19 protein-coding genes are annotated in these 24,268 nt (G+C 69.0%); 8 read left to right on the top strand and 11 right to left on the bottom strand.

Annotated elements, in window-relative coordinates; all coding sequences use genetic code 11:
• Positions 1-132 precede the first annotated feature (132 nt).
• The 9 genes from AC067A_RS03330 to AC067A_RS03370 form a co-directional block, all read right to left on the bottom strand.
• Positions 133-909, bottom strand: a complete 777-nt coding sequence (locus tag AC067A_RS03330) for a phosphotransferase family protein (RefSeq protein WP_179199659.1) — start codon at positions 907-909, stop codon at positions 133-135.
• Positions 910-913: 4 nt separating this feature from the next.
• The gene (locus tag AC067A_RS03335) at positions 914-1,393 is read right to left on the bottom strand and encodes an NUDIX domain-containing protein (protein WP_179199658.1); all 480 of its coding nucleotides are present in this window, start codon (positions 1,391-1,393) and stop codon (positions 914-916) included.
• A gap of 43 nt (positions 1,394-1,436) precedes the next feature.
• Entirely contained in the window at positions 1,437-3,035 is a 1,599-nt protein-coding gene (locus AC067A_RS03340) for a hypothetical protein (protein ID WP_478613821.1), read from the bottom strand.
• Complete coding sequence (locus AC067A_RS03345) at positions 3,032-4,048, bottom strand: glycosyltransferase family 4 protein (protein ID WP_478613823.1); 1,017 nt, start codon at positions 4,046-4,048, stop codon at positions 3,032-3,034. Before AC067A_RS03345 ends, AC067A_RS03340 begins: the two co-directional genes overlap by 4 nt.
• Before the next feature lie 6 nt (positions 4,049-4,054).
• Positions 4,055-4,606 carry a P-loop NTPase family protein gene (locus AC067A_RS03350; RefSeq protein ID WP_478613826.1) on the bottom strand — a complete coding sequence of 184 codons (552 nt, stop codon included), beginning with the start codon at positions 4,604-4,606 and terminating at the stop codon, positions 4,055-4,057.
• Entirely contained in the window at positions 4,603-5,688 is a 1,086-nt protein-coding gene (locus AC067A_RS03355) for a phosphoenolpyruvate carboxykinase (ATP) (protein ID WP_086823235.1), read from the bottom strand. Before AC067A_RS03355 ends, AC067A_RS03350 begins: the two co-directional genes overlap by 4 nt.
• Positions 5,685-7,109, bottom strand: a complete 1,425-nt coding sequence (locus tag AC067A_RS03360; RefSeq protein WP_391074229.1) for a protoporphyrinogen/coproporphyrinogen oxidase — start codon at positions 7,107-7,109, stop codon at positions 5,685-5,687. Before AC067A_RS03360 ends, AC067A_RS03355 begins: the two co-directional genes overlap by 4 nt.
• A 205-nt stretch (positions 7,110-7,314) precedes the next feature.
• Positions 7,315-7,569, bottom strand: coding sequence for a hypothetical protein (locus tag AC067A_RS03365; RefSeq protein ID WP_391074231.1), 255 nt, complete (start codon positions 7,567-7,569; stop codon positions 7,315-7,317).
• Between the two features lie 64 nt (positions 7,570-7,633).
• Positions 7,634-8,818 (bottom strand): helix-turn-helix domain-containing protein, encoded by a 1,185-nt coding sequence (locus tag AC067A_RS03370; protein WP_391074234.1) that lies wholly within the window; start codon positions 8,816-8,818, stop codon positions 7,634-7,636.
• 120 nt (positions 8,819-8,938) lie between these two features.
• On the opposite strand from AC067A_RS03370, the gene AC067A_RS03375 reads away from it, so the two are divergent.
• A complete protein-coding gene (locus AC067A_RS03375) occupies positions 8,939-9,493 on the top strand; it encodes a flavoprotein (protein ID WP_391074237.1) in 555 nt (184 codons plus the stop codon).
• Between the two features lie 788 nt (positions 9,494-10,281).
• Here AC067A_RS03375 and AC067A_RS03380 read toward each other — a convergent pair.
• The gene (locus AC067A_RS03380; protein WP_478613833.1) at positions 10,282-16,995 is read right to left on the bottom strand and encodes a DUF3320 domain-containing protein; all 6,714 of its coding nucleotides are present in this window, start codon (positions 16,993-16,995) and stop codon (positions 10,282-10,284) included.
• Positions 16,996-17,453: 458 nt separating this feature from the next.
• Between AC067A_RS03380 and AC067A_RS03385 the strand changes: the two genes are divergently transcribed.
• The gene (locus tag AC067A_RS03385) at positions 17,454-18,023 is read left to right on the top strand and encodes an SMI1/KNR4 family protein (RefSeq protein ID WP_391074243.1); all 570 of its coding nucleotides are present in this window, start codon (positions 17,454-17,456) and stop codon (positions 18,021-18,023) included.
• Positions 18,024-18,266: 243 nt separating this feature from the next.
• Here AC067A_RS03385 and AC067A_RS03390 read toward each other — a convergent pair whose 3' ends face one another.
• Positions 18,267-19,589, bottom strand: coding sequence for a hypothetical protein (locus AC067A_RS03390; protein ID WP_391074246.1), 1,323 nt, complete (start codon positions 19,587-19,589; stop codon positions 18,267-18,269).
• Positions 19,590-19,996: 407 nt separating this feature from the next.
• On the opposite strand from AC067A_RS03390, the gene AC067A_RS03395 reads away from it, so the two are divergent.
• The 6 genes from AC067A_RS03395 (at position 19,997) to fabG (ending at position 24,255) form a co-directional block, all read left to right on the top strand.
• Positions 19,997-20,194, top strand: coding sequence for a winged helix-turn-helix domain-containing protein (locus AC067A_RS03395; protein ID WP_391074248.1), 198 nt, complete (start codon positions 19,997-19,999; stop codon positions 20,192-20,194).
• Between the two features lie 224 nt (positions 20,195-20,418).
• Positions 20,419-20,691 carry a helix-turn-helix transcriptional regulator gene (locus AC067A_RS03400; protein WP_391075777.1) on the top strand — a complete coding sequence of 91 codons (273 nt, stop codon included), beginning with the start codon at positions 20,419-20,421 and terminating at the stop codon, positions 20,689-20,691.
• A 48-nt stretch (positions 20,692-20,739) separates the two neighbouring features.
• Entirely contained in the window at positions 20,740-21,975 is a 1,236-nt protein-coding gene (locus AC067A_RS03405) for a tyrosine-type recombinase/integrase (RefSeq protein WP_391074251.1), read from the top strand.
• Positions 21,976-22,085: 110 nt separating this feature from the next.
• Positions 22,086-22,931 carry a HipA family kinase gene (locus AC067A_RS03410; RefSeq protein ID WP_478613838.1) on the top strand — a complete coding sequence of 282 codons (846 nt, stop codon included), beginning with the start codon at positions 22,086-22,088 and terminating at the stop codon, positions 22,929-22,931.
• Positions 22,928-23,311: a DUF3037 domain-containing protein gene (locus AC067A_RS03415; RefSeq protein ID WP_478613841.1), complete on the top strand. Its 384-nt coding sequence runs from the start codon at positions 22,928-22,930 to the stop codon at positions 23,309-23,311. Before AC067A_RS03410 ends, AC067A_RS03415 begins: the two co-directional genes overlap by 4 nt.
• 182 nt (positions 23,312-23,493) lie before the next feature.
• Entirely contained in the window at positions 23,494-24,255 is a 762-nt protein-coding gene (gene fabG / locus AC067A_RS03420; RefSeq protein ID WP_017241488.1) for a 3-oxoacyl-ACP reductase FabG, read from the top strand.
• The last annotated feature ends 13 nt before the right edge of the window (positions 24,256-24,268 follow it).

The raw sequence follows: 24,268 nt of genomic DNA on the forward strand, positions 1-24,268 counted from the left end.
CCTGGAATGGGGCGACTGAAACCAAGTTCCAGGCCACGATCTTCCAGAACTGTTGGATACGCAGAGTCGCCGCTCAGTACGGTGAACAGCGAGGGGCCTGCGAGAGGTCGTGGTTCACGAGGGAAGGAGTGGTTATAACTCTCCCCCCAGGCGAGCCCGTCCGCGGTGCCGTATGACTGGATCGGTGCTGAGGGCGGCGTCAGCGAGCTGATGAATGCGCCAGTACACCTGGACTCTGCGGACGGCGTTCGGAGCCGCCTGGTGGGCGACCTGAAGCACATGGGTGGGGTCGGTGAGGTCGAGACGGACGGCGAGGCGGGCGAGGTCGGACAGCGGGTCGCCGAAGGCGGCGAGTTCCCAGTCCAGTAGCAGTGGCCCGCCGGCCGCGGGCCTGACGAGGTGGCCCGGCTGCAGGTCGTGGTGCAGCAGTCTGGGCTCGATGTTCAGGTCCGTGGTGTCGAGTTGGCGGCGGAGGGCCGCCGCGGCGGGAGCGAGGTCGGACGCGGCAGTCGTGTACGTGTCGAGACGGTCGTGAAGGTAACGGCGCCAGGTGCGATACCGCCGGGCTCCGGCAAGTCGGCCGCTATGGGGGCCCGTGATGCGGTGGACGGCGGCGAGGGGGCCGGCCAGCTCGTGAAGGAGCTGGCCGGCGGGCACGGGCTCGGCGTGCACCGCGGTTTGCGCGGTCCACGCCGGACTGCCCCCGGGGTTGGCCCCAAGTAGCTCGGGAGCCGGGGCGCCGTGCATGGTGAGGAGGGCCAGGGCGGCGGCCTCGTTGGCGGCGCGGTTCGGGTCTCCGTAGTGCTTGAGTACGTACGGCACTGGGCCGTCGACGTACCAGACGCGGTTGGCCTGTCCGGTCGTGATCTCTCGGGCACCGTCAGGGACCCTGCCGTCTATCGCCGCCACGGGTTCAGGCGACGTCGCCGAGATAGCCGGATGAGGGCTGGCCCGTGGCGAGGGCGGCGATCGGCTGCCGGAGGGCGTGGGGCAGCAGGTTCAGACCGGGAACCTTCTCCAGTTCCACCCATTCCAGGCCGGTCTGCACATCGTCTTCGGCGTGTCCGCCGAGGCGGCCGGGGTCGCCTTTGGGGGTGCAGTGGAAGATCGCTTCGATGCGGTGGGTGCCGGCCTCGGTGTCGGCGTGGTCGTGGTTGGCGCCGATGTACTCGCGCAGCCACAGAAGCTTGTCCACGGTGACGGTCAGGCCGGTTTCCTCGTGGACCTCGCGGCGGGCGGTCTGGTCGAGGGGTTCGCCGGGGTTCTGGCCGCCGCCGGGCAGGAAGTAGCAGTCCTGGCCCTCCCAGTTGGCTCGTTGGAGCAGGACCTGACCATCGTGGACGACGACGGCTTTGGCGGAGGTGCGGATGGTCGGGGTGACAGGCTCGGCCACGAGTGGGCTCCAACTCTGCTTCGGTGGTGGTTGGGAAGGGCTTTCAGCGTTCAGTCTTGCCGAATCCGCGGTGGCGTCCGGCCGCCTTCGCGAAGATCAGCTGCCAGGGTCCGGCCAGTCGTACGAATGGCTGGAACGGGCTGGCTGCGACCAGCGATGCCAGGTGGGCCGGGGACGTCCGGGGCAGCGGGGCGAGACCGGGTGGTGGGGCGACGGCCGCGTGCAGGGCCGGGGCGAGGGCCAGTAGCCGGGCGGTGGCCACGGGGCCGTGCAGCAGCACGCCGGCCGCCGCAACGGCCGTCCAGACGGGCCCGGCCCACCAGGCGGACAGGACGGCCGCCGCGATCAGCGGGGCGCCGAGCACCCAGGCGGCCTCGTCCACCCACTCCCGGGCCACCAGGACCACCCTGGCTGGGCGGGAGAGGGCGGAGGGAAGGTGCGCAACGGCGGCCGCGTGACGGTCCGGGCGGGCGGAGGCGGTGAAGGCCAGCGCGTGGAGGTTGGCCAGTCCGGAGGGCTCGGTGTAGGGCTCGTCGAGGACGGCGACGGTGGAGGCGGTGAGGTCGGCGCCGAGCAGGGACAGCCGGTGCCCTGTACCGAGGTCTTCCATCGGTTCGGGGAAGCCGCCGAGCGCGCGGACAGCAGGGAGATGGACGGCCATGCCGCAGCCCACCCCGTACACCATGGGCCGCAGCCACATCCGGACCGCCTCCGGCAGACGGGAGGCGGCCAGGAATCGGTGGAGACGGACGCGGGCGAGTTCGATGCCGAGCGAGCGCCGCAGCTGGTAGGCCCATTCCCCCTCCAACAGGAGACCGACCGGGCCGGCCGGAAAGGGGCGGCGGGCCAGCAGCGGCAGCCGCTGCTGCTGGATGAGCGCCGGGGCGTGCCGGGTGCGGGTCCGGTGTGCGGTGGCCTCGGTGGCGAACGCCTGAAGGGTGCGGCGGTCGGGGGCTGCGTCGGCGTCGTAGACCACTGCGTACGTGTCGTCAGCGTGCTCGTCCTCCCTCCACCCGAGCGGGCCGAGAACCTGCTGCAGGCGGTCGAGGGCGAAGTTGAGCTGTCCGGCCTTGCGTCCGCCGACATCGGGCTGGTGGAGGTGCACCAGCGGCAGCCCTCCGTCCGGCAGGCTGGCGGCGAGGGACGTCACGATGTCGGCGGTGGTCGGCTCGGTGTCGAACAGTTCGGTCAGCACCCGTAGCCGGTCGGCTGGTCGTGCGGCGTTGACCGTCTCGGCGACCTTGCGGCAGCGGGCGGCCGGAAACAGGCCCCGCAAATGCCCTGTCTCCAGCGGGGTGTGGGCTGTCAGGGCCGCCAGCCGGTCGCGGTGTCCGGCGCGTGCGGAGACTTCGCGTTCGGTGGTGATGACCACGACGGCGGCGCGGTCGCGCGGGTAGTCCAGTGCCCTGAATGCGGTCACCGTCTCCTCCGCGATGGTCTGCTCGCGCAGCATCGGCAGCAGCACCACCAGCCACGGCACCGTGTCCTTCCCCGCCTGCGTCCCCGTGGGTGTGCTGCCGGCGGAGGCGAGGAGCCACCTCGCGCATACCTCGACCGCGATCAAGGCCCACAGCGCGCGGGCCAGCAGCAGCGCCAGCAGGACGGGCACGGTCGTCTGTAGCCACATCTCGGCCGCGGTCACCGTGCTTCCTCCATCAGTTGGTAGACGCCGCGCATTTGGTCGGCGACGAGGGGCCAGGCGAACTGTTCCGCCCGTTCACGGGCGGAGGCCCGCCTGGCGGCGTGCGCGGCGGTGCCGGTCTCGGTGAGGACCTTCTCCACCGCCTCCGTCGCCGCGACGGCGTCACCGGGCGGGGGGAGCAGGGCTGCCTCTCCCGTGTAGTGGCAGATGCCGCCGACGTCGGTGGCGACAACCGGTGTGCCGCAGGCCATCGCCTCCAGGAGCGCGTTGTTGGCGGTCGCGTCGAGTAGCGGCAGCAGCATCACGGCTGCCTGCCGGTACAGCGCGACCAGGGTCTGCTCGGCGACGCCTTCGAGGACGCGAGCGGCCGGGTGCCAGGCCCGGGTACGGGCCTGGCGGGTGACGACGACCAGCTCGACGCCGTCACCGTAGCGGCGGTGCAGCCGCTCGTGGACCGCGTCCAGGACGGTCCAGTCCCGCAGCCACCAGCCGACGGTCAGCACCAGCGGCCGGTCCGACGGGGGCGGTGCGGGCGCCGGAGTGAAGGCGGTGGTGTCGATCCCGTGGGATACCAGGTGCACGCGGTCGGCGGGCACCAGGTCGGCGAAGAACGTCACCTGGTGCGGGTCGAGGACGATGATGCGTTCGGCAGTCGGCGCGAGCTTTCGCCACGTGCGGGCCGGCAGGTGCTGCTGGAGGTATGCGGGCGGCTGGTGATAGGTGACGGCGGTCGGGCCGAGGCGGCGGCGGGAGAACCAGTATTGCTCGTCCCCGTACAGCACGTGGGCGGCCGAGCGAGAGGCCAGCAGGTGCAGGTCGGTGACGAAGTGCTCGGCCGGGTAGAAGGGCAGCGGGCAGCTTCGGGCGAGCAGACGGTGGGCCTGACCGGCCGCCCTGGTGGCGAGCGGTCCGGCGGGTGGGGTGATGCGGCGGACTTCGGGGAGGTGGTCGAGAAGGCGGTCGTAGCCGCCGTGGGCGGTGTGCCAGGGGACGCGGACGACGGAGGCGATCACGGCGGCTCACGCCTCCTTCGGGGCGAGAAGACCGAGGGACCGCAGTCGGCCGTTGATGGCGTGGGGGCGGTTGAGGTGGACGACGGGCTGGCCGTCGGCCTGGTTCGGGCGGAGATGTTCGGCCCAGCGGCGGCGGTGCCGGCGGTGGTGAGCCGGGCCCCACCACAGGATCGAGTCGCGGGCCAGCAGATGGCTGAAGGTCTCCCGGTTCCCGGCGAACAGCTCCTGCCGGGTGCCGGCCCGCCGGAGCGAGCGGCGGATCAGCCGGGGCAGGCAGACCCTCATCGGCAGGTCGAGCCAGATGACGAGTTCGGCGCGAGCAAGCAGCGTCTCGCCGACTTCGCCGCCGTAGTTGCCGTCGGCGATCCAGATGTCCGAGGCCAGGGCGTCGCGGACCCGGGCGTGAAAGATCTGCGGACCGACGGGCGTCCACCTCGGTCCCCAGAACAGCTCGTCCAGGTCGAGGTGGGGCAGTCCGGTATGGGCCGCGATGGCGGCGGCGAGGGTGGACTTCCCGGAGGCCACCGGGCCGACCAGCGCGATGCGCTTGGGTATCACGGAAGCCTCCTCGCGACGGCGTCAGCGAGCCGTTCCAGCAGGTGAGGGGTGTGCACTCCGACTGTCACCTGCATCACCGGCACCCGGGCGACCAGGTCGTCCATGACGTCAGCGGCCTGCCGGGCCAGTTCGCCCTCGGGACGGGTGCGGTCGGCGAACCACGGGCGCAGCCAGTCCTCGTCGTGCGGGGTACAGCACACGGCGGCGAGCGCGGCGCGAGCCGCCGCCGCGCCCGGGAAGGCGATGCTGATGTCCCGGTCGTCGTCATGGAGCCGCGGGAGCACGACGAGCCGCAGCGGGGCGCTTTCCCTCACACGGACGGTGAAGGCGCCAGCGAAGTCGTGCGGGGTGCACGACGCTTTGCGGGACGTGCCGAAGTCGGTCGGCAGCACGCTGTGCGGCGGAAGACTGCTGTTCGGGGCTAGCGCAGACAGGGTGCCGCCGGCGATCCGGACCGAGATCGGTACCCCGACCACGCTCGCGGCCGACTCGGTGACCAGTACGCGGTCAGACCCGACGAGGTCGGCGCGACGGTGGGCGGCCAGGGCCGTGAGCAGGGTCGTCTTGCCGGCCCCGGATGGGCCGACGATCAGTACCCCGTGGCCGTCGACCGCCGCGGCTGCGGCGTGGAAGGCGGTCCAGCCGCGGTGTTCGGCGCAGCGCAGGACGACCTCGCGGATCACCCGCAGGGCGTACCGCTCGCCGCGATCGGTCCCTGGATGCAGCACGATGTGCAGCCGGCCCGTCGCGTCGCGGGCGTACAGGTGGTCTGCCGGCAGGTGCGAGGCGGGGTCGGGCCTCCACCAGCGGACCTGCCCAAGCCATGAGGCCAGGTACGGCTCGCCGCGGAACGGCAACACCTCCAGCGACTGTGCACCGGCCAAGCGGGCCCCGTGATCGCGAAAGAGGTCTTCGCTGTGGTGGATGCGTATCTGCGTGAGCTGCCCGCACATCGGCGCTGGCGAGGTCTCGGGGGAGAAGTTCTCCAGGTGGATGCTCTGGTCAGCATGGAAGGTCTCGTCGGTACGGACGTCGAAGCGGTGCCCAGCGAAGGCGACCGTCCCGTTGCTGCGGCCGCTCACCTTCGTCCCCCTGTTGCCGCCATGGCGTCGGGTGCCTGAATGAGGAGTTCTTCAGTGGTGCCGTGCACCAGGCGTCGGGCGATATCGATGCCCATCTTCACCGCGTGGTCCATGTTGCCGATCTCGTACCGCCACGTCCCGAACCGGCCTCGCGGGTAGATCCCTTGGGACTCCATCCACGGCACCACTGTGTCCAGGGCCTCATCACGGTCGAGGGTGGGTATCGGGTAGGCGTAGTCGATCAGCTCCAGGTGGGTACTGGCCAGCGGCGCGTCCTCGGGCACGAGGCCGTGGCGCCGCAGGGCCTGGTCGCAGTCGCGTATGAGCCGGTGATGGTCCAGCCGGGTCCCCGGCAGCAGGGAGGTCTCGGTCATCCACGCGCTGAATGCCATTGTGTCGGCGCCGGGGACGTTGGCGGGCGCGTACTTGCTGAAGTTCGTGGCCCGGTAGAACGGCACCTCAGGCTGGGGGAAGTACAACCAGGACCGTTCGTCGGTGGTCGGGGCCTCGTAGCCGAGGCCGACCATGGCCACCGTGGTGTGCCGCAGCCGTCCGGCTGCCGTTCGCACCGCGTCCGGGGCGCCGGCCGTGATGGCGGAGAGCTGGTCAAGGGGACCGGTGGCCACCAGGTGGTCGAAGCCGATGAGCTCGCCGTCGGAGAGCGTCACAGTGCGGGCGGCCGGGTCGACGGCGACCGCGCGGACTGACGTCCGCAGGCCCGCGTCGAGCCGTGCGGCCAGGCGGCGCCAGATCTCTCCGGTGCCGCCGCGGGCGGGGAAGGCGAAGGTGGCGTTGGGTCCCCACCGGCGGGCCGGCGGGGCGGTCCCCGAGAAGGCAGCCAGGATTTCACCGGGATCGACCGGGGCGACGCGTTCGGCGACCCAGGACGAGGCCATCTGCTCAGGATGCGTCGCCCAGACCTTGGAGTTGTACGGGCCGAAGAACCGCTGCACCAGGCCCGATCCGTACATCGCCTGCAACCACGTGGCGAAGTCCATACCCGCGGCCATCCCTTCCTCGCGCCGCTGGCAGGCGCGAAGAAGATCGTGCACACACGCCTCGGCATCCTCGGTCGGGAGACGGTGAAGGTACTGCTGGAAGGGGTAGGGCACCCACCGGTCGCGGAAGCGGACGTAGGACGACCGGTCATGATGCAGCAGCTCGTCGGGGGCGAACAGCTCGGCAAGCAGCCGGTCGAACTCGCCGAAGTGGGAGAAGACCACGTGCCCGCCCAGGTCCCAGGTGAAGCCGGCCGGATCGACCACGGACGAGGCAAGTCCGCCGGGCAGAGGGGCAGCCTCCAGCAGCGTCCAGGAACGGTGACCCAGCCGCTTCAACTCGTCCGCGCAGGCCAGGCCACAAGGGCCGGCACCGAGGATGACAATCCTTTCGGAGGGTAAGGCGTGCGGTGAATCGGGCATGAAGCCTCCTTTGATCGGCAGGCGGTAAAGCTATGGCCCGCGTCCGGCGGGCGGCGGTGAGAGAACGGGGGGGGGGTGGGGTGACCAGACCGCCGATGCACGGGAAGCGGCGTGGCCACCCTGCTCAGCATCGGCTTCGACCACGAGGGGTTGGTGCGTGAGCGCGGGCCGTCGACAGGTCCAGCCGGCGCAAGCTGGAGGAGCCTCAGGTCGCCGGCCCCTCGGTGTCCGGGTCCACATGTGTGTTGTGGATGTGGAAGTAGGCCACCTCCACCTGCTCCTTGAAGCCCTTGCCGTCCGCGAGCGCCTGGAACATCGTCTCGCTGACGGACCGGCAGTAGTCGCAGGTCTCCACGTCAGCGGGTCCCTCGCGGCGCGCCATGGCCGCACGGGCCTGCTCCACTGCTTCGGGAGACAGCCCGTCCAACAATTCCTCGGTCAGGTCCGTGTCATTGCTCACGCCGCCATCGTGGCCACTGAGGACCCTGGAAACTCTTTCACTTGAGCGAGAGTCCCAGCGGCCCCTACATGCCGATCCAGCCCGCCATGTTCCGCAACGGCTCCGGTGTCCGGCGGGAGAGGTGAACGAGCCCGCGGATCGTCTCCCTGGCACCAGGGTGATAGCGGGTCTGCTCCGGCGCTGCCCGCCGCGCCGCCCAGAGCGACCTCAACGACGCTTCTGCTTTGCCCAGTTCCATCTCGACGCGGGCCCGGTCGATGAAGAAGTGCGCGCGGCGGGACGTCGCGACCGAGGCCGGCAGCTTGATCGCCTTGGCTTGCCGCAGTGCCTCGTCATACTGACGCATCTCCATCGCCACAGTCATCTCGTGCAAGGCCACGTTCACCGGACCGAAATTGAGCCAGTGCACCTTGCTGGCGTCTCCGACCCGCCCCGCGTACTCGCGGGCCCGTGCGATGTGGTCGGCGGCCGCGCTAGCGTCCTCCGCCCGCGCGGCAAGCACGGAGCCGCCGAGGTGAAGCTGGCCGGCGACGGTGAGGGCTTCGCGGGTCGCGTCGCCCGGGCCAAGCAGCCTGTGGCCAGAGCCGACCAGGCGCAGGCCGATGCCATACTCCCCTTCGCGGAAGTAGACCAACCCCCGGAAGTACTGCCGCATGGCCGCCAGGCAGGGGTCCGAGGCCCGCTCCGCGGCCCAGCCGAGCCGGTCGAGGGCGACGCTGGCAAGATCGAAGTACCCCAGCTTCACCGTGACGTCGTGCGCGGTGCGGTAGGCGGAACCAAGGGCCCGCCACAGCTCCGTCGTCGGCGAGCGCCAGCACAGGACGGTCAGCTCCGTAATGACGTCCGGAAGGGCTGCCGCCGCCGCGTGCAGGTGGGTGGCGCGGACGTGGGCGCACAATTCCTCGGTGGCGGTGATGAGCTCACCGCCAGTGCGCGTGGTGACCCGAGGGTCATCGCCGAGGTCGTACAGATCGAGGGACTCACGGATCGGCCGGATCAGCTCCGCCAGTCGGTCCTCCTGCATCTGGGTCACGTACGGTTGGCCCGTCAGCACCGTGACGTCGATCCGCAGCGCCCGTGCGACCGCCGCGATGAAGTCCACAGACGCTGGCCTCGCCCCGCACTCGACTTGGGTGAGCCAGCTGTACGAGTACGGAATCCGGTCGGACAGCTCCCGCTGCGTCAGTCCCGCCAGCCTCCGCTGCTCCTTGATCCGCGTACCGGTGTGGTCGTCGTCCCGCGTCGGCATGCCGGCCTCCCGTCTCTGACCCGTCACCCGGAACGCTACGCGCTGCTCTATGCCGCGACAGGTGGATTCACAAGGGGCGCCGCCAAGTTGGTGGCCGCCTGACTGTGATCGGATACCCTCATGACCACTCCGACCCTGTACCTGTTCAGTAGCGCGGCCCCGCCCGTCTTCGACGTTGCACGCGTCATCGAGGAGGCGCAGGCCGACGGCTGGGACGTATGCCTCGGTCTCACCCCGACGGCCGCCCGCTGGCTTGCCGACTCCCTCGACGGCCTCGCCGCCCTCACCGGCCACCCCGTCCGCTGGGACTACCGCCTCCCCGGACAGCCGGACGTGTGGCCGAAGCCGGACGCCGTCATCGTCGCGCCGGCGACCTTCAACACGATCAACCAGTGGGCGCTCGGGATCACGGACAAGTGGCTCGTCGGCGTAGTTGCCGAGGGCATCGGCAAGGGCATCCCCATGGCGATGATGCCGTGCGTGAACCGGGCATACGTTGCGCACCCGCAGTTCGAGCGCTCGATCGACGCCCTCCGGAGCGCTGGGGTCCGGGTGCTGTATGGCGAAGGCGGCTTCATCCCGAACGAACCGGGCCAGGGTAATCCCGCCACGTACCCGTGGCGGGCAGCCCTGGACGCCGTCGTCGACAGCCTTGGCCCGACCTCCATTGCATAGAGCCTGTCCAGCCGATCACGTACGGAGCCAGATGGACAGGGCCGCTGCGGTGAGGGTGCTGAGGTAGACGTCGACACGCGTGTCGTATCGGGTGGTGATCAGCCAGACAGGTCCTATCCGTCCGTGCTCGTGACGAACGGGTCAGTCTGGTCCGAGGCGCACATGATGAGCGGCTGGCAGGCGATCGAGTGGCGGGCGATCGCCCCCAGTGCGCGCGATCGGATCACGCGAACAAGGGCACATCCTCCCGCTCGGAGGGCCCTAGACGGCGTCTCATCTCTTCGCCTGATTGCAGCAGGGTGTTGATGTGTTGTTTGGCGAGCTCCTTGTGCCCTTCATCGATCAGCTCTTGTACGACATCTACCGCAGCCTGGTCGTGGCGAACCCACTGGTAGAGAGGACTGTTGGCTCTGCGGACGATGCAGCTGGCCGCTCGAGCGACTGCCACGAGGAGATCACTGTCAAGGTCTACGAGGTGGGTATGTGCGACTGTCTCCATACAACCGTCTTGAGGTCTCCCTCTGGGGCAGTCGATCGGTGGCTCCGCCTCAGCGATGGCGGAGTCGATCTCGGGGATGTGTGTGTCGAGCAGCTCACGGACGGTTGCGCATGGCGGTATCCCACCGTCAGGACGGCCGGCACGTCGTAGAGCTCGTCCTCGCCGCACAGCTGTTTAGCAAGCCTGTGTCCGCTCGACGGCGGGCAGCTTCGATTCGCCGACGAGGGTGATGGACGCGACCCACGGCCGCTCGCCGGCAGTCCCGCCGAGCGGCACCACTCGTGACTCGTCAGTCACCATCTGCAGGCATCAGGAAACCGTCCGCTTCACGGACCGCCCCCTTCGCGACGAGCTCGTCCACATCGCGCGTGAGCGCATCCCTGATATCAGGACCCAGCCGTGTCCACCCGAAGAAGCGTGCGACCTCGCGGAGCAGCTCCTCTCGGTGGACGCCCGGACTTTCCTCGACCACATGTCCCACGACGAGCCGCCGCTCGACCGACGGGACCTGCCCGACCTTGCGCGCCACGGTTGCTGTCGGAGTACGAGCGAAGGCCAGCTCCCGGCCAGGAACGTCGTACGCCTCGCCGACTCGCACGATCTGCCCCGCGGAGGAGACCCTCCGCAGCGCTCGACGAACCGAGTCCCGGACCACCGCGCCCGCCCTTGAGATGCCCCAGGCCGAACGGACCCGGGTGAAGATCAGGTCCTCCGTCATCGGGCCCTCAGCCTTGATCACGGAGAGGGCAACGTCGGCGACGACTCCCACGGCGTCCGGGTCTTGCAGCTCCGCATCCCGCATGCCGCGACGCTTGGCGGACGTGACCCGCAGGTTGATCAGTTGAACGTCGACGACCTCCTCATACACCCGGCTCCACGCGGGGGGCCCGTCGTCCACCGCCACGAACGTCACCGACGGCCCCATGTCCACCGTCGTGTCCGGCGCGGCAGATCCCTCTGCAGGAGCCTCCTCGCTGACCAGCTCCTCCGGTCTCACCCGAAACGGGTACCGCGCGCACGCCTCCTCTACCGCGGCGCGCAGGCGGGCCATCGCGTCCCGGCGGTTGCGGTACCAATCCGTGCCCCAGATGCGGTGCAGATTCCAGCCGAGGTCGCGCAGTACGGCCTCCCGCAGCCGGTCGCGGTCGCGGGCCGCGCGCGAGGAGTGGTACATGACACCGTCGCATTCGATGCCGAGGGCGTAGCTGCCTGGGGCGGCAGGGTGCCGTACCGCCATGTCGATGCGGAAACCGGCGACGCCGACCTGGGGCTGTACGGAGTAGCCCCAGTCGCGCAGGACGCCCAGGACTTCTTCCTCGAACGGGCTCTCCGGCACGGCGTCCGGGTCGGCCGCGGCCGTCTCCAGGATGTGGGGGCCGTGCTCGGCGTACTGGAGGTAGCGCTTCAGGTGCTGGACGCTCTTATTGCTACTGTCGGCCAGCTCGGAACCATGGAAGGAGGCGACGACCTCCATACGTCGCCGGGCGCGGGTCACGGCGACGTTGAGACGGCGCCAGCCACCGTCCCTGTTGATGGGGCCGAATGCCGAGAGCAGCTTGCCTCGGTGGTCCGGACCGTAGCCGACGGACAGGATGATGACGTCGCGCTCGTCGCCCTGGACGGTTTCCAAGTTTTTGACGAAGAAGCCGTCGAGACGATCTTCGGTGAAGAAGCGATCGAGGTCGGGTCGGGTGGTTCGTGCCTTCTGGACGGCTTCCTCGATGGCCTCGGCCTGTGCCTTGGACAGGGCGACCACGCCCAGACTGAGCCCCGGCCTGGTGGCGAAGTGGTGGATCACGCGCTGTGCGACCGCCGCCGCCTCGCCTGGGTTGTTGCTTCGACCACCCCGGTCGTAGACACCGTCGGCCTTGAAGAACTCGACGCCGAGGTCCGGGCTCTGCTCATACGCACCCGGGAAGGTCACCATGGTGTTGTCGTAGAAATCGTTGTTGCTGAAGGCGATGAGGTTCTCGTGGCGGCTCCGGTAGTGCCATCGCAGCGGCAGGCCACGCAGCACGCCGCTGGCCTTGCAGGCGTCGAGCACGGATTCGAAGTTGTCCGCGCCCTCCTCGTCCCATTCGTCATCGCCGTCGCCGTCGCCGCCGGCGCTGAAGAACGAGGTCGGCGGGAGCTGCTTTTGGTCGCCCGCCACGATGAGCGCGCTGCCGCGGTAGACGGAGTTCACCGCGTCCTGCGGCAGCACCTGGGACGCCTCGTCGAAGATGACGACGTCGAAGCGGAAGTCCGGCGGCAGGAACTGGCTTACCGTCAGGGGGCTCATCATGAAGCAGGGCTTGATGAGTCGCACGACATCCCGCGTCTCACCCAGCAGCTGCCGTACCGGCTTGTGACGGCGTTTCAATTGCGACTGTCGGCGCAACTCAGCCGCGGGGCCGATGTTGGTCCTCCGGGGGCGGCGGGCATTACACGCCGCGATGACCTCAGCGTGAGCAGCCTCCACAAGGGCGCGATCCGCGTCTCGGAATCGCTCGACGAGCTGATCACGGTCCGCCGCGCGCATGGGCTTGAGCCGGGCGTCGAGCCCGAGGCGTCGCTCGATCCAGGCGGTAAGGACGGCGCGTTCGACGGAGGCGGGGAAGTCGGCCGCGGACACGCCGCGCTGCGCGAGCTGGGAGGGCAGCCCGTCCAGGCCGTACCGTCGCAACTGCTTGAGAGCCTCGGAGCACGTGGTCCATGCCTCGGGGCCGAAGGGGTCGTTATCCAGCTGGGACAGACAGGTCGCGGCAGCGGGCAGCGACTCCCGGAGCTCGCGCTGCAGAAGACGGCTGCGTTGCGCGTCGAAGTGGGCGACGAGGTTGTCCCGCTGGCGCTGCCAGTCGTCGTGGCGGTCGGCCACGGACGTGTCGGCGGGGGCATCCAGCATCAGCCGGGCTGCCGGGGCGGACAGCGGAGCTCCGTGGCCTCCATGTGCTGTCCTGCGTACCTGCTGGGCCCAGTCCAGGGCGTCGAGCACAGCTCCCTTGTCGGTCGCCGCCCCCTGGTAGAGGTCACCGAGCAGCTCCTCGTGGCGTGGGGCGTCCTCGGTGAACCGCGCAACGACCGCCCGCGCGTCGACCACCGCCGTCACTGCCTGGCGAGCCCGTGAGAGGGACAGCCCGCTGTCGGCGTCGGCGACGCGCCCCACAGAGCGGAGGAGGTCGGCCGCGTCCTCGAAGGGTTCGACGTGGGCGCGTAGCCAGCGCGCCGCGTCGTGCAACGGTCCGGCCAGCAGCTGCGCGCCTGCGGCTGCCAGGTGCGGCTGACCGGCGTACTCCTGCCAGGCGCGCAGGTCGGTACGGAGCTGTGGCTCCGTCCGTCGCACAACGGCGTGCGGAACGGGCCGTTCGTCCGCTAGGAAGCCGATAAGACGTGCCCGTCGGGCGGGGTCGGCGAGCGTGTCCGGCGCCAGCCGCTCAACGGTGTGCGCGGCTTCCAGGGCGTCCTGCAGTGCGGCAGTGTCGACGCCGCTGTCGGGTGCGTACCGACCGAGCAGCCTGCGCTGCTCCTCGTCGGCGCGGGTGCCCGGGGTGGATTCGTGGATGGTCCAGGCGCGGTGCAGGAGTTCGAGGATGCCGCTCGGCCCCTGTTCTGCACCGAAAGAAAGTGCACGCAGTTCGGCGGGATCGGTGTCCAGCCCCTGGTACCAGGAACCGCAAAGACGACGGTGAGTGTCCTCCTCGGAAGCGAACCTGACGGTCTCTCGCCGGCTCTCCTGTGCGGCGCCGACCGCCGCCCGGGCGCCTGCGAGCGTGTACGCGAAGTCAGGTCCGTCGTCGCGACGGCCGACGGAAGCGACCGTGTCGATGACGTCGACGGCCCGAGCGAGTGGATCCAGGTGGGCGCGCAGCCAGCGGGCGGCGTCGGACAGAGAGCACTTGGCGAGCTCGTCCGCGACGGCCGCCAGGCGGGGACGTGCCAAATCCTGCCGCCAGGTGTCCAGATCCTCGCTCAGGGCCCCGCAGTGCTCCAGCAGTTCCGGGGCAGGAGTACGACCGTCCGCGACCTGGGCGGCCATCAGGCCGCGACTATGCGGGTCCAGGACCGTGTCCGGCGCGAGCCGGTGCACGGAACCGGCGTGCGCCAGTGCCGCCTCCAGAGCAGGCACGTCGGGCAGTTCCGTCCCCGCGTAGCGTCCGAGAAGAACGGCATGCCTACGGGTGAGAGCCCGCAGGTGGTCGTGGGCCGTATGCCAGGCCAGGGCGTGCGGCAGCCGGGCGTACAGCTCATTGCGCCACGAGCCCGCGATCGTCAACGCACCGAGTGCCTTGCGGTCTGCGCGTACCGCGCTGGACAGCAGGCCGCCAATTCCGCGTGAGCCTTCGGACAGGCGGCCTATCAAGTCCGGCAGCCCGGGGGTGACGGCGGTCTCGGGCCTGAAGACGTCCTGCGCAGCCTGCTCGGCCTCAGCTAGCCGGCGCGCGGCGTCGGTGATCTCCCCGCAGGCTTCCCGCACCTGAGACATCACCTCAGGGGCGAGCCACGTGTCCAGCATCCGGTGGGGGGCCGTGGCCAGCTTCACGAGGACGAGCAGCTCTTCGGCCTCCTGCATGCTCCTCGGCCGGTCACGCCCGAGAAGCCTGGCCGTGGCTGCGGCATGCCGCTCGGCGGATTCGAGGGTCGCCCCCAGGCTCGCGAACCAATCGGAGAGCCCCGCGGCCTGCGTACGTGTCAGAGGGCTCAGGTCCAGGCCGGCCGGCTCTAGTCCGGCAAGGTCCTGCTCGGACGCCGGTGGTTGCGTGTTGAGCGTGGCGGGAATCGAGGCCCAACCAGGGCCGGCCTCTACGATCGCGTGTGCCTGTGCGGACAGAACCGTGTCACGTCGGGCGAAGAACGTGCGCAGACCGTCGGCGACGACGTTGACCGCCGCTCTGTCCGCCTCGGATGCTCCCCCGGGCACTAGCCACTGCTCGAGGGGCTGGTGGTCGGCTCCCGCCAGTGCGACGACGTCGCAGAGATCTTCCGCTGCCGCAGCGCTGCCCGGGATGTTCAGCCCCAGCTGCTGCGCAACCTCGGCAAGGGTGCGGTGCGTACGCTCAAGACTGTCCGCGGTCGTCTCGAACTCGTGGGCCAGCTCGTTTGCGTGCTCCTCCGACAGTTCGGAGGGATCGATACCGGCCGGAGAGAGAGTGGCCAGGGCGCGCTCGGCTTCGCTCGGCGCGGGAGTGAGACGCGGTGAGAGTTCCTCCCAGCGGTCCCCTGCCACGGAGCGGGCCGTGGCCTGCGCTCTGACCACCTTCTTGAGAGCGGAGACGAAGTCGTCGACCGGGCTCTCCACCGTGTCGGCGAAGTCGGCACTGGTCAGCCATGTCTCGGGCACCGGGCGGCGTGACTCGATCAGCGCGAGGAGGTCGATGAGCCGACGGACGCCACCTTCCTCATCGATCGGCTCGCCGTCTTGCGAGAGATCCTGGTAGTGCGCCACCGCCGCGGCAAGCCCGTCCCGTGCGGCCATGGCCTGGTCGAGCGCCGGTCGGGGATGGGGACTTCCGGCCTTCAGGTCACGCCAGGGAAAAGACGGATCGGCGACCGCCTGCCAGGCACCGGCGATGGCCTTCGTCGCCTCGATGACGAAGTGCAGGTCCTGTCCGCTGATTGCTGCGGCGTCGAACACCTTCTGCTTGCGGGCACCGCCGTCCGCATCCGAAGCCAGGAAGGCCACGTGCGCCTCGGACAGCTGCCCGACCCTGCCGATCACATCGTGCAGGCTCTGGCCGAGTGGCTGGCGGATCTCGTTCATCGCCTCGGCATAGGCGCTGAGGGCCTCGCGCGCCTCGCGGGCTCGGGCGACCGCCTCCTGGGAGAGCCGTGGGGCTCGCGGCTCCTCTTCCAGGGCCCTTCCCAGCTCCTGAGCGACGGCTCGGCGGCTGGTGTTGTGGCTGTGAAGAGGAAGGGCGTACGAGTCGAGACCAACGGATTTCAGCCGATCCAGCACCACGTCGAGCGCGGCAGCCTTCTCACTGACGAACAGCACGCTGCGTCCCGCGTGCATCAGACCGGCGATCATGTTGGTGATCGTCTGGCTCTTGCCCGTACCTGGCGGGCCGTCGAGCACGAAGGACCGCCCTGCGACAGCGGCCGCGACGGCCTGCCGCTGCGACGCATCGGCATCGAGGACGAGCGGGCTGTCCTCCGGCGGACTGAGCTCGTCGATCCGGTCGGCGTCGATCTCTTCGAAGTCGAAGCGGTCCGACGCCAGTCCTGCCTTGGGGCCGAGCGCCACTGCCCGTACGAGATCGCTCTTCAGGATACGGGCCTCGTTGTCCAGCAGGTCCTGGTACATCGACTCCTTGTGGGAGGCGAAGAGCGCCAGAACCACGCGCCTCGAAACCTCCCAGCCCGATTTCCCCGCCACCGCGGTGTTGACCGCGTCGATCACGGCGTCGAGGTTCGTCGGATCCTGTTCCGTGACGGGCGACCAGTCGATGTGGAACTGCTCCAGCTTGACCTTGAGCGCAGGGTTGAGACGCGGTTCCTCGTCGTCGTTGGCCACCAGGCGGATACGTCCGTTGGCCAGTCGCTCGATACGCACGGGAAGAAGGAGGAGGGGCGCATCGCTGCTCGTCGATGCGCCGTCCTCACGCCAGCGGAGGATGCCGACACCCAACTGGAGCGTCCACAGACCGTAGTCGTTGAAGAGTTGGGTGGACTTGCTGCGCAGGCTTGTCAGCGCACGAAGGAGCGCCGGGCCCGTCGTCTTCTGGGTGACGATCCCGTACGCGGCACCATGCCGTTCGGCGAAGCGTGTTTGCGCCTGGCCCCCCTCAGAGTCCTCGGTGGCGGGCTCCTCGTCGGGCAGCGGCGCGAAGTCCCAGCCGCGTTCCAGACCCTCGATGAGTTCCTCGGCCGACGGATGCGCGATCTCCAGGGTCGCCGCCTTGGTGTGCCTGAAGTTGAGGAGCCGATTGCGGCCACTCAGGTCGACGAGTGACGTCCGCCAGTTGGCCAAGATCGCTTTGAACCGCTCCAGCTCTTCACCGCCACCAAAAGCACTCGGGTTTGCCACTCTCGTCCTAGCTGCTCGTGTTCTCTCACTGGGCCTCCGAGAAGCGATGTGCCCTAATGAAGCCGCACAAGCCCAGGGCGAAGCCACTCCCGAGAGAGTGGTGCCCTCCGGCTGCTCCAGTCCCGCCGACCCCCTGATTGGAGAATCCTATGACTCGGGCCCCATGGCGTGAAGAGCGGTGCCCCCCTGGCTCCGCCGTCAGCGACGCGGCTTCTCACGTGTTAACTCACCGCACGCGGAGCATCTCCGGGAACCAGGAGTCCAGCGCCGTTCACTTCGTGTGCCCGGTCGACGACTTGCACGGCGCGCCTGTGCTTGCAACCCGGGTGTCGGTGGCTGCACGTACGGTTTCCGCATGTCTGATGAGTGGTGGGTAGGCGTACGTCGGCGGGTTGAGGCGGCGGGTGCGGGACCTGGGGGGCAGCGAGGTGTTCGGGGCGTCAGGGCACAAGTGGGTCGTGGAGGAGCCGCTGACCCAGGACCAGCTTGCCGAACTTGAAGCTCAGATAGGCGTGGGGCTGCCGGAGGAGTACCGGGCCTTCCTGCTTTACGTGGGTGCGGGTGGCGCCGGCCCCGCGTACGGCCTGTTCCCGGTTCGGCGCGTACAAGGTCGCTGGCGTTGGGAAGGCGACGGCGCGGATCTGGCCGACCTGTCGAGGCTTGCCGAACCATTTCCCGACCAGGGCCCGAGCCCGAAGCTGCTCGCCGATCTCCTTGCTCAACGCCCAGAGGAAGAAGACTTCGATGACATCGAGGACTTCGACGACGCCATCGAGGCGTGGGACGAGCGGTGGGAGGCTGTCATGTTTGCTTCGGAGCGCACCGTCGGTGCCATCGCGATCTCCCACCTGAGCTGTGCCCAGAGAGAGTGGCTGATCGTCAGTGGCCGACACCGCGGCACGATCTGGTCCGATAGTCGAGTGGACGATGTCGATCTCACCCCGCTCCTCGACGATGAAGGTATGCCGGTGAAGTTCGCTCGCTGGTACACCGACTGGCTGGAGAAAGCCGAGAGTACGGCCCCGTAGGCCCGTCGCCTGGTGTGGAGCTATGAGGGGCCGTCCGGGGAAGTCGGCCACGGCAGCCTGTCCGCTCCGAGTAGAAGGGACGAACTGGGCCGTGACGCTCGTTTGACGCTCTGGGCGCCCACCAGTAGGGCGATGAGCAAAGAACGTGGCTCTGACCTGGGATTTTCCGAAGATCGCTCAGGCCGACATCTTTCCGATGACTCAAGCACGGCGCCTCCAAGCCGTCTTACCGCCTCGGCAAGCTCACGGTGTCCACAGAGGGGAGACCCGCTGCGGCGTCGAGGAGCCGGCCAGCAGCGATGCGACACCGTGGGGAACACCCAGCTTCCCCAGAGCCCAGTCGAGCGCATTAGCTTCGGCGTCGCACATTCGGGCGATCAGGCTGGTCTGTTCAGGCAGAAGGATTCGTCGGGGGATCACGATCGTTTCCCGGATCCGGTCGAGGGGCAGTCCCCGCCGGAAGCCCTGTGCGGCGGGGCGGAGCGCGTCCTCGTTCGGCGGAAGCGGCAGGCGTCGGCGGGCCGCGTTCGAGACGACGATCCCGGCGACGTGGACGTACTCCGCCAGGAGCGGCCCCAACAGGTCCGCGAGCGCATCGGTCTTGGCGGCGAGCGACATCTCGGCGAAGGGCGTCGGGAAGTGGAAGAGACCACTGTGGTCCTCCACCCAGATCCAGGCGGTGCCTGCCCCCGCTGTTTTGGCGCACTTGCCGTGCACCTTGTTTAGGAGCCGCCTGCCCTGGTCGCTCTCCACGGTGTCCCCGGTCAGGGTGGTGCCCTGGGGAGCCGTGCCGGGGTGGACGGTCAGCCGCCTCCCGGCGCTGCTGAGGACATCGACCGCGGCCTCCAAGGCCGCGCACTGTTGGGCGGCCTCCTCGGTCCGCTTCTTCCAGGTTTCGAAGTCGCCGCCGCTGAGGAGTTCGGGGAGGTCACCTTCCCAGTAGATGTCACGGCCCCTGTCCAGGGCGAAGAGGTGAGCCCGGACGTTCTCGCGGAACCTTTCGTAGTCCTGGAACTTCTGATCTTCGGCGAAGGTGACGACCTCGATGAAGACGGGGCCGATACGAACATCGCCGGGGCCGCCACTGGCCTTTGCCGGCTCCAGCTCGACCCCGAGTCCGTGGGCCGCCCCCATGAGCGCGAGCCGGGCCTGTGTCTGGGAATGCAGGAACCGGGACAGGGTGACGTCGCAGCGTGCATCCCGCTTGACCGAGGCAATGCCCGGCACCGCGGCTTCCTCCAGATAGGCGTATGCGGCCCACCACCGCACTGCTTCCACCCATGCTCCCGGGGCGGCTCCGTTCATGAACTGGAGCACCGGGGCGTGTCGGCCGAGACCGACGAAGGTGTCGCTGGCCCGCCCCGGGGCGGGGGAGGGGATCACGGCCTTGGGCAGCCAGCGGCTGTTGAAGAACGCGGTGAGTCCGGCCACGGCGCGTGCGGTCACCTGATGACCTGCGGGGGAGAGGTAGCCGGCACCCTCCGGGCAACCGAACCACGCCTCCCAGTCGATCGGCCGGCGGCCCTGGTCGATCGCCCGCCATATCTCTTCGTCACGAGGGTGCATGCCCGTGATCATGGCGCATCCGCAGGCGAGGATGCGGGGATTTTCCCGAACGTTCGGTGCTTCCTCCCGGCTGGCCCTGGACCAGTCCCTCGTCCGGTCCGCATTACAGCAAAAGCGGACAGCGACTGCGGATCGCGACCGGTGCCCCCCCCCGCATGCTCATTTGCGGGGAATTCTTATCGCGCCCAAAGTGGCCGACTTCCCGGCGGGGTGGTAGCGGGCATTCGCTTACGGCAGACGAGGATTGACGGCAAGAGACTGGAACCTAGGCCGGGAGCATGTCAACGTACAACATGCCGAAAACGCCAAGTCGGACGTGGAGGTGCTCGGCAGGAATGGAGGGAGAGATTGCAATCCCAGGCTTGTGCGATTGGCAGCCTGGAGTGGTTCCTGTGTAGGAGTTCCGTGTGTCTGGGGTCGCGACCGCGCCGTTCTCGTGCATATTGCGGCGCCCCCGGGCCACGAGGAGGCATGTGGCCCGGGCTGTGAATGTTCCCGAGCGCCGCGTAGCGAGAAATCTGGATCGCCTAGTAGCTGACGGTTTGCTGGTGCTCGTTGCAGACGGTGCCTCACCGGCCCTGAGCTCGTACCAGTTGCCTTACTGACGGCAACCCATCCGAGGTACTGCGAGCTCATCGGCGGGGCGCGCGGAACATAGCCGACGATCGCCGGTTAGCCAAACCGGCGATCGTCAGGATCATTCAGGTGTTCGCATTCGACTGTGCTTGGCGGTGGAGTCGTCGTGGACGCGGGCTGTCTGAGCCCGTTCTCTTCTGTCCCTCACAGGAAGCGCTCTATGCCTGCACGATCGCTGCTTGCTCCCTCAGCTATGCCTGACCCCGCTATCGCTGTACGCGCTGGCTTTCTCAACGTAAAGGACGCCGCTGCGTACCTCGGCATATCACCGCACACGCTTTATGTATGGCGGCACCGACGGCAGGGGCCGCCAAGCTTCCGCATGGGCCCTCGGGGGCGGGTCATGTATCGGCGGACAGCTCTCGACGCCTGGATCCATGAGCAGGAACGCGCAGACTCTCGCTCTAACCCTGCCTTGAACCCACTGAGCGCGGCTCCGCAGCAACGTCGGAACCCCGGCGCTTGACACATCGAACGTGGTCGGGCGTTCGCATCCTCTTGAAGGGAGACCTTTTTGGCCGGCTATATCGAGGATCGTTGGCTCAAGAAAAAGAAGGATCCGGTCACCGGGAGAAGGGAGAAGACCGCTCGCTACGGTAAAGGCAAGCGGTACAAGGTCGCTGGCATACCTGGGGTTCGAGACCGATCCTTTGATGTGCTGGAGGATGCCAAGGCGTGGCTTCGCCGGGCGGCCACGGACGAGGAGCGAGGCGAGTTCGTAGACCCGCGCGACGGGTCCATCACGCTGGCCGACTACATCGCGATGCACTGGGCACCAGGGCGAGGCGGTGCTCCGAAAACCCAGGACAGCCAGGAGCGTAGGTGGCGTCTCCATATCGTCCCGCACCTGGGCCAGATTCCGCTGAGGAGCATCGCTGCAACGGATCTGCGCGCGTTCATAACCAAGCTGGAGTCGACAGTCTCGTCAGTCGACTACCAGCGCGGCATCCTGTCCGAGCTTTCCTCCATCCTGGAAGCGGCCGTCGACGACAGGCGCCTCGCGCGCAACCCCATGCACGCGAAATCCGTGCGGTGGCCCAAGTCGCCACGGGAGCGGCGCGACGCGTGGCCGATGGACACAGCACTTCGAGTCCGCGATGCCATCAGCGAGCGGAACAGGATCGCCGTCGTAGTCGGCCTGGGGTGCGGACTCCGCCAGGGGGAGGTCTTCGGGCTCAGTCCCGAGGACATCGACTACGAGCGCGGCCTGCTGCACGTTCGGCGCCAAGTACAGGCGATTCACGGAAGGCTGTACTTCGCCCTGCCGAAGGGGAAGAAGATCCGCACGGTGGATCTGCCCCCTTCGGTAGCCGAGGAACTCAAGCGTCACATCGAAGCGTTCCCGCCGGTAGAAGTGGAGCTGCCGTGGGGGAAGCCGGAAGGGGAGAGGAAGAAGTTCTCCCTGCTGCTCACCACGCGCTTCGGCAACGCTGTCGCGGTGAACACATGGAACACCTACACCTGGAAGCCCGCCTTGGCCAAAGCGGGCGTCATCCCGTCGCGCGCTGAGGGGGCGAAAGCCTGGCAGTGGGCGGCGGCCCCGAAGGACGGCTTCCATGTGCTTCGGCACACCTACGCCTCGATCATGTTGGAAGCCGGAGAGTCCGTTGTGACCCTGGCTCGGTGGCTTGGACACTCCTCGCCTGCGATCACTCTCGGTTACTATGCTCACTTCATGCCGGAGGCCGGCAGCAAGGGGCGCGGCACCATCGACGGTCTGCTTGGGGAGCGCGGGAGATTAGCTTGCTAGCCGAAACTCCCCAGATTCTCCCCAGCGCTATCGACCCGTGTTCCCGGCCTCTACGCTCCGGATAAGCCTTCCGTGGATTGCAAGGTTGAAGAGATGGGTGGCCTGGGAAAGTGTTGCAAGAGGTCGTAGCGACCCGCTATGTCACGCCCCTACGGGAGGGTGGATCGCTCCCGGGGATCGTCGAGGCCGATGATCTCGGCACGTACGTCATGAAGTTCACCGGAGCCGGGCAGGGTCGCAAGACCCTGGTGGCCGAGGTCGTCTGCGGGCAGCTGGCGCGCAGGCTGGGGCTGCGGGTGCCCGAACTGGTCGCCATCCAGCTGGACCCGGTGATCGGGCTGTCGGAACCGGACCAGGAGGTGCAGGAGCTGCTCAAGGCGAGCGGCGGGCTCAACCTGGGCATGGACTTCCTGCCGGGGTCGCTGGGCTTCGACCCGCTGGCGTACGAGGTGGACCCGCGGGAGGCGGGCAGGGTCGTCTGGTTCGACGCGGTGATCAACAACGTCGACCGGTCGTGGCGCAACCCGAACATGCTGGTGTGGCACGGGGAGTTGTGGCTGATCGACCACGGCGCCACGATGATCTGGCACCACAACTGGCCGGGCGCCCAGGCCTCCGCCGCCAAGCCGTACGACGCGTCGGACCACGCGCTCGCCCCGTTCTCGCCGGACGTCGCCGCGGCCGCCGCCGAGCTCGCGCCCCTCGTCACCCGGGAACTCCTGGAGGAGGTCGCCGCCGACGTGCCCGACGAGTGGCTGGTCGACGAGCCCGGCTTCGCCACCACGGACGAGGTGCGGGCGGCGTACGTCGACGCGCTGCTGCCGCGCGCCGCCACCATCCACGAGCGGATCACGCTCGGCCCGCGGACCGAGAGCCGCCCCCAGCAGCCGCCCGGCTGGCTCGCGGACCGTCTCGCGCCCCGGCCGCACTCCACCGAGAAGGACAGCACCACGTGACCGACCGCGATGTCTTCGAGTACGCGCTCCTGCGCGTGGTGCCCCGCGTCGAACGCGGCGAGTGCTTCAACGCGGGCGTGGTCGTCTACTGCCGCGCCCGGTCCTTCGTGGCCGCCCGTACGCACCTGGACGAGGCCAAGCTGGCGGCCCTCGACCCCACCGCGGACGTGACCGGCGTCCGGGCCGCGCTGCGCGCGGTCGAGGGCGTCTGCCTGGGCGGCGACGCGGCCGGCCAGGCGGCGCGGGACGACGCGGGGCGGCGCTTCCGCTGGCTGATCGCGCCGCGCTCCACCGTCGTCCAGCCGGGGCCCGTGCACACGGGGCTGACGGCCGATCCCGAAGCCGAGGTGGAACGCCTGCTCGACCTGCTCGTCCGCTGAGCGCACCCGTCCGTGGTCGGGCAGTGACGCGGTGCACCCGGTGGGCCGTTGACACCGGGTGCCAGGGCTTCTAGCGTCTCGTCCTGCGGACGATACTAAGCGGTCGCTCATGTGCGGGACGCAGGAGCGCGCGACCGGTTCGGCCGCCACCAGGGACGATCCAAGGGCGAGGAGAACCAAGCATGTCCACCACCGAGCAGCGCGTAGCCGTCGTCACGGGTGCCGCACGGGGCATCGGAGCCGCCACCGCGCTCCGCCTGGCGGCCGAGGGCCGCGCCGTCGCCGTACTCGACCTCGACGAGGCTGCCTGCAAGGACACCGTCGAGAAGATCACCGCAGCGGGCGGCACCGCCCTCGCGGTCGGCTGCGACGTCTCCGACAGCGCCCAGGTGGAGGCCGCCGTCGCGCGGATCGCCGCCGAGCTCGGCGCGCCGACGATCCTCGTCAACAACGCCGGCGTGCTCCGCGACAACCTGCTCTTCAAGATGTCCGAGTCCGACTGGGACCTCGTCATGAACGTACACCTCAAGGGCGCCTTCCTGATGGCGAAGGCCTGTCAGAAGCACATGGTGGACGCGGGCTTCGGCCGGATCGTGTCGCTCTCCTCCTCGTCGGCCCTCGGCAACCGCGGCCAGGCGAACTACTCCGCGGTCAAGGCCGGTCTGCAGGGTCTGACGAAGACCCTGGCCAAGGAGCTCGGCAAGTTCGGCATCACCGCCAACGCCGTCGCGCCGGGCTTCATCGTCACCGAGATGACCGCGCAGACCGCCGAGCGCGTCGGCATGGGCTTCGAGGAGTTCCAGGCCGCCGCCGCCTCCATGATCCCGGTCCAGCGGGTCGGCCGCCCGGAGGACGTCGCCAACGCGATCGCCTTCTTCGCCGGCGACGACGCGGGCTTCGTCTCCGGCCAGGTCATGTACGTGGCCGGCGGCCCGCTCAACTGACGCACGGCAGCAG

The sequence above is a fragment of the Streptomyces sp. NPDC043176 genome (assembly GCF_056436715.1).

Coding starts and splice junctions, on each gene's coding strand:
- AC067A_RS03360 (WP_391074229.1), bottom strand. CDS start 7,109: ATGCCCGATTCACCGCACGCCTTACCCTCCGAAAGGATTGTCATCCTC.
- AC067A_RS03370 (WP_391074234.1), bottom strand. CDS start 8,818: ATGCCGACGCGGGACGACGACCACACCGGTACGCGGATCAAGGAGCAG.
- AC067A_RS03375 (WP_391074237.1), top strand. CDS start 8,939: ATGACCACTCCGACCCTGTACCTGTTCAGTAGCGCGGCCCCGCCCGTC.
- AC067A_RS03390 (WP_391074246.1), bottom strand. CDS start 19,589: ATGCACCCTCGTGACGAAGAGATATGGCGGGCGATCGACCAGGGCCGC.
- AC067A_RS03400 (WP_391075777.1), top strand. CDS start 20,419: ATGCCTGACCCCGCTATCGCTGTACGCGCTGGCTTTCTCAACGTAAAG.
- fabG (WP_017241488.1), top strand. CDS start 23,494: ATGTCCACCACCGAGCAGCGCGTAGCCGTCGTCACGGGTGCCGCACGG.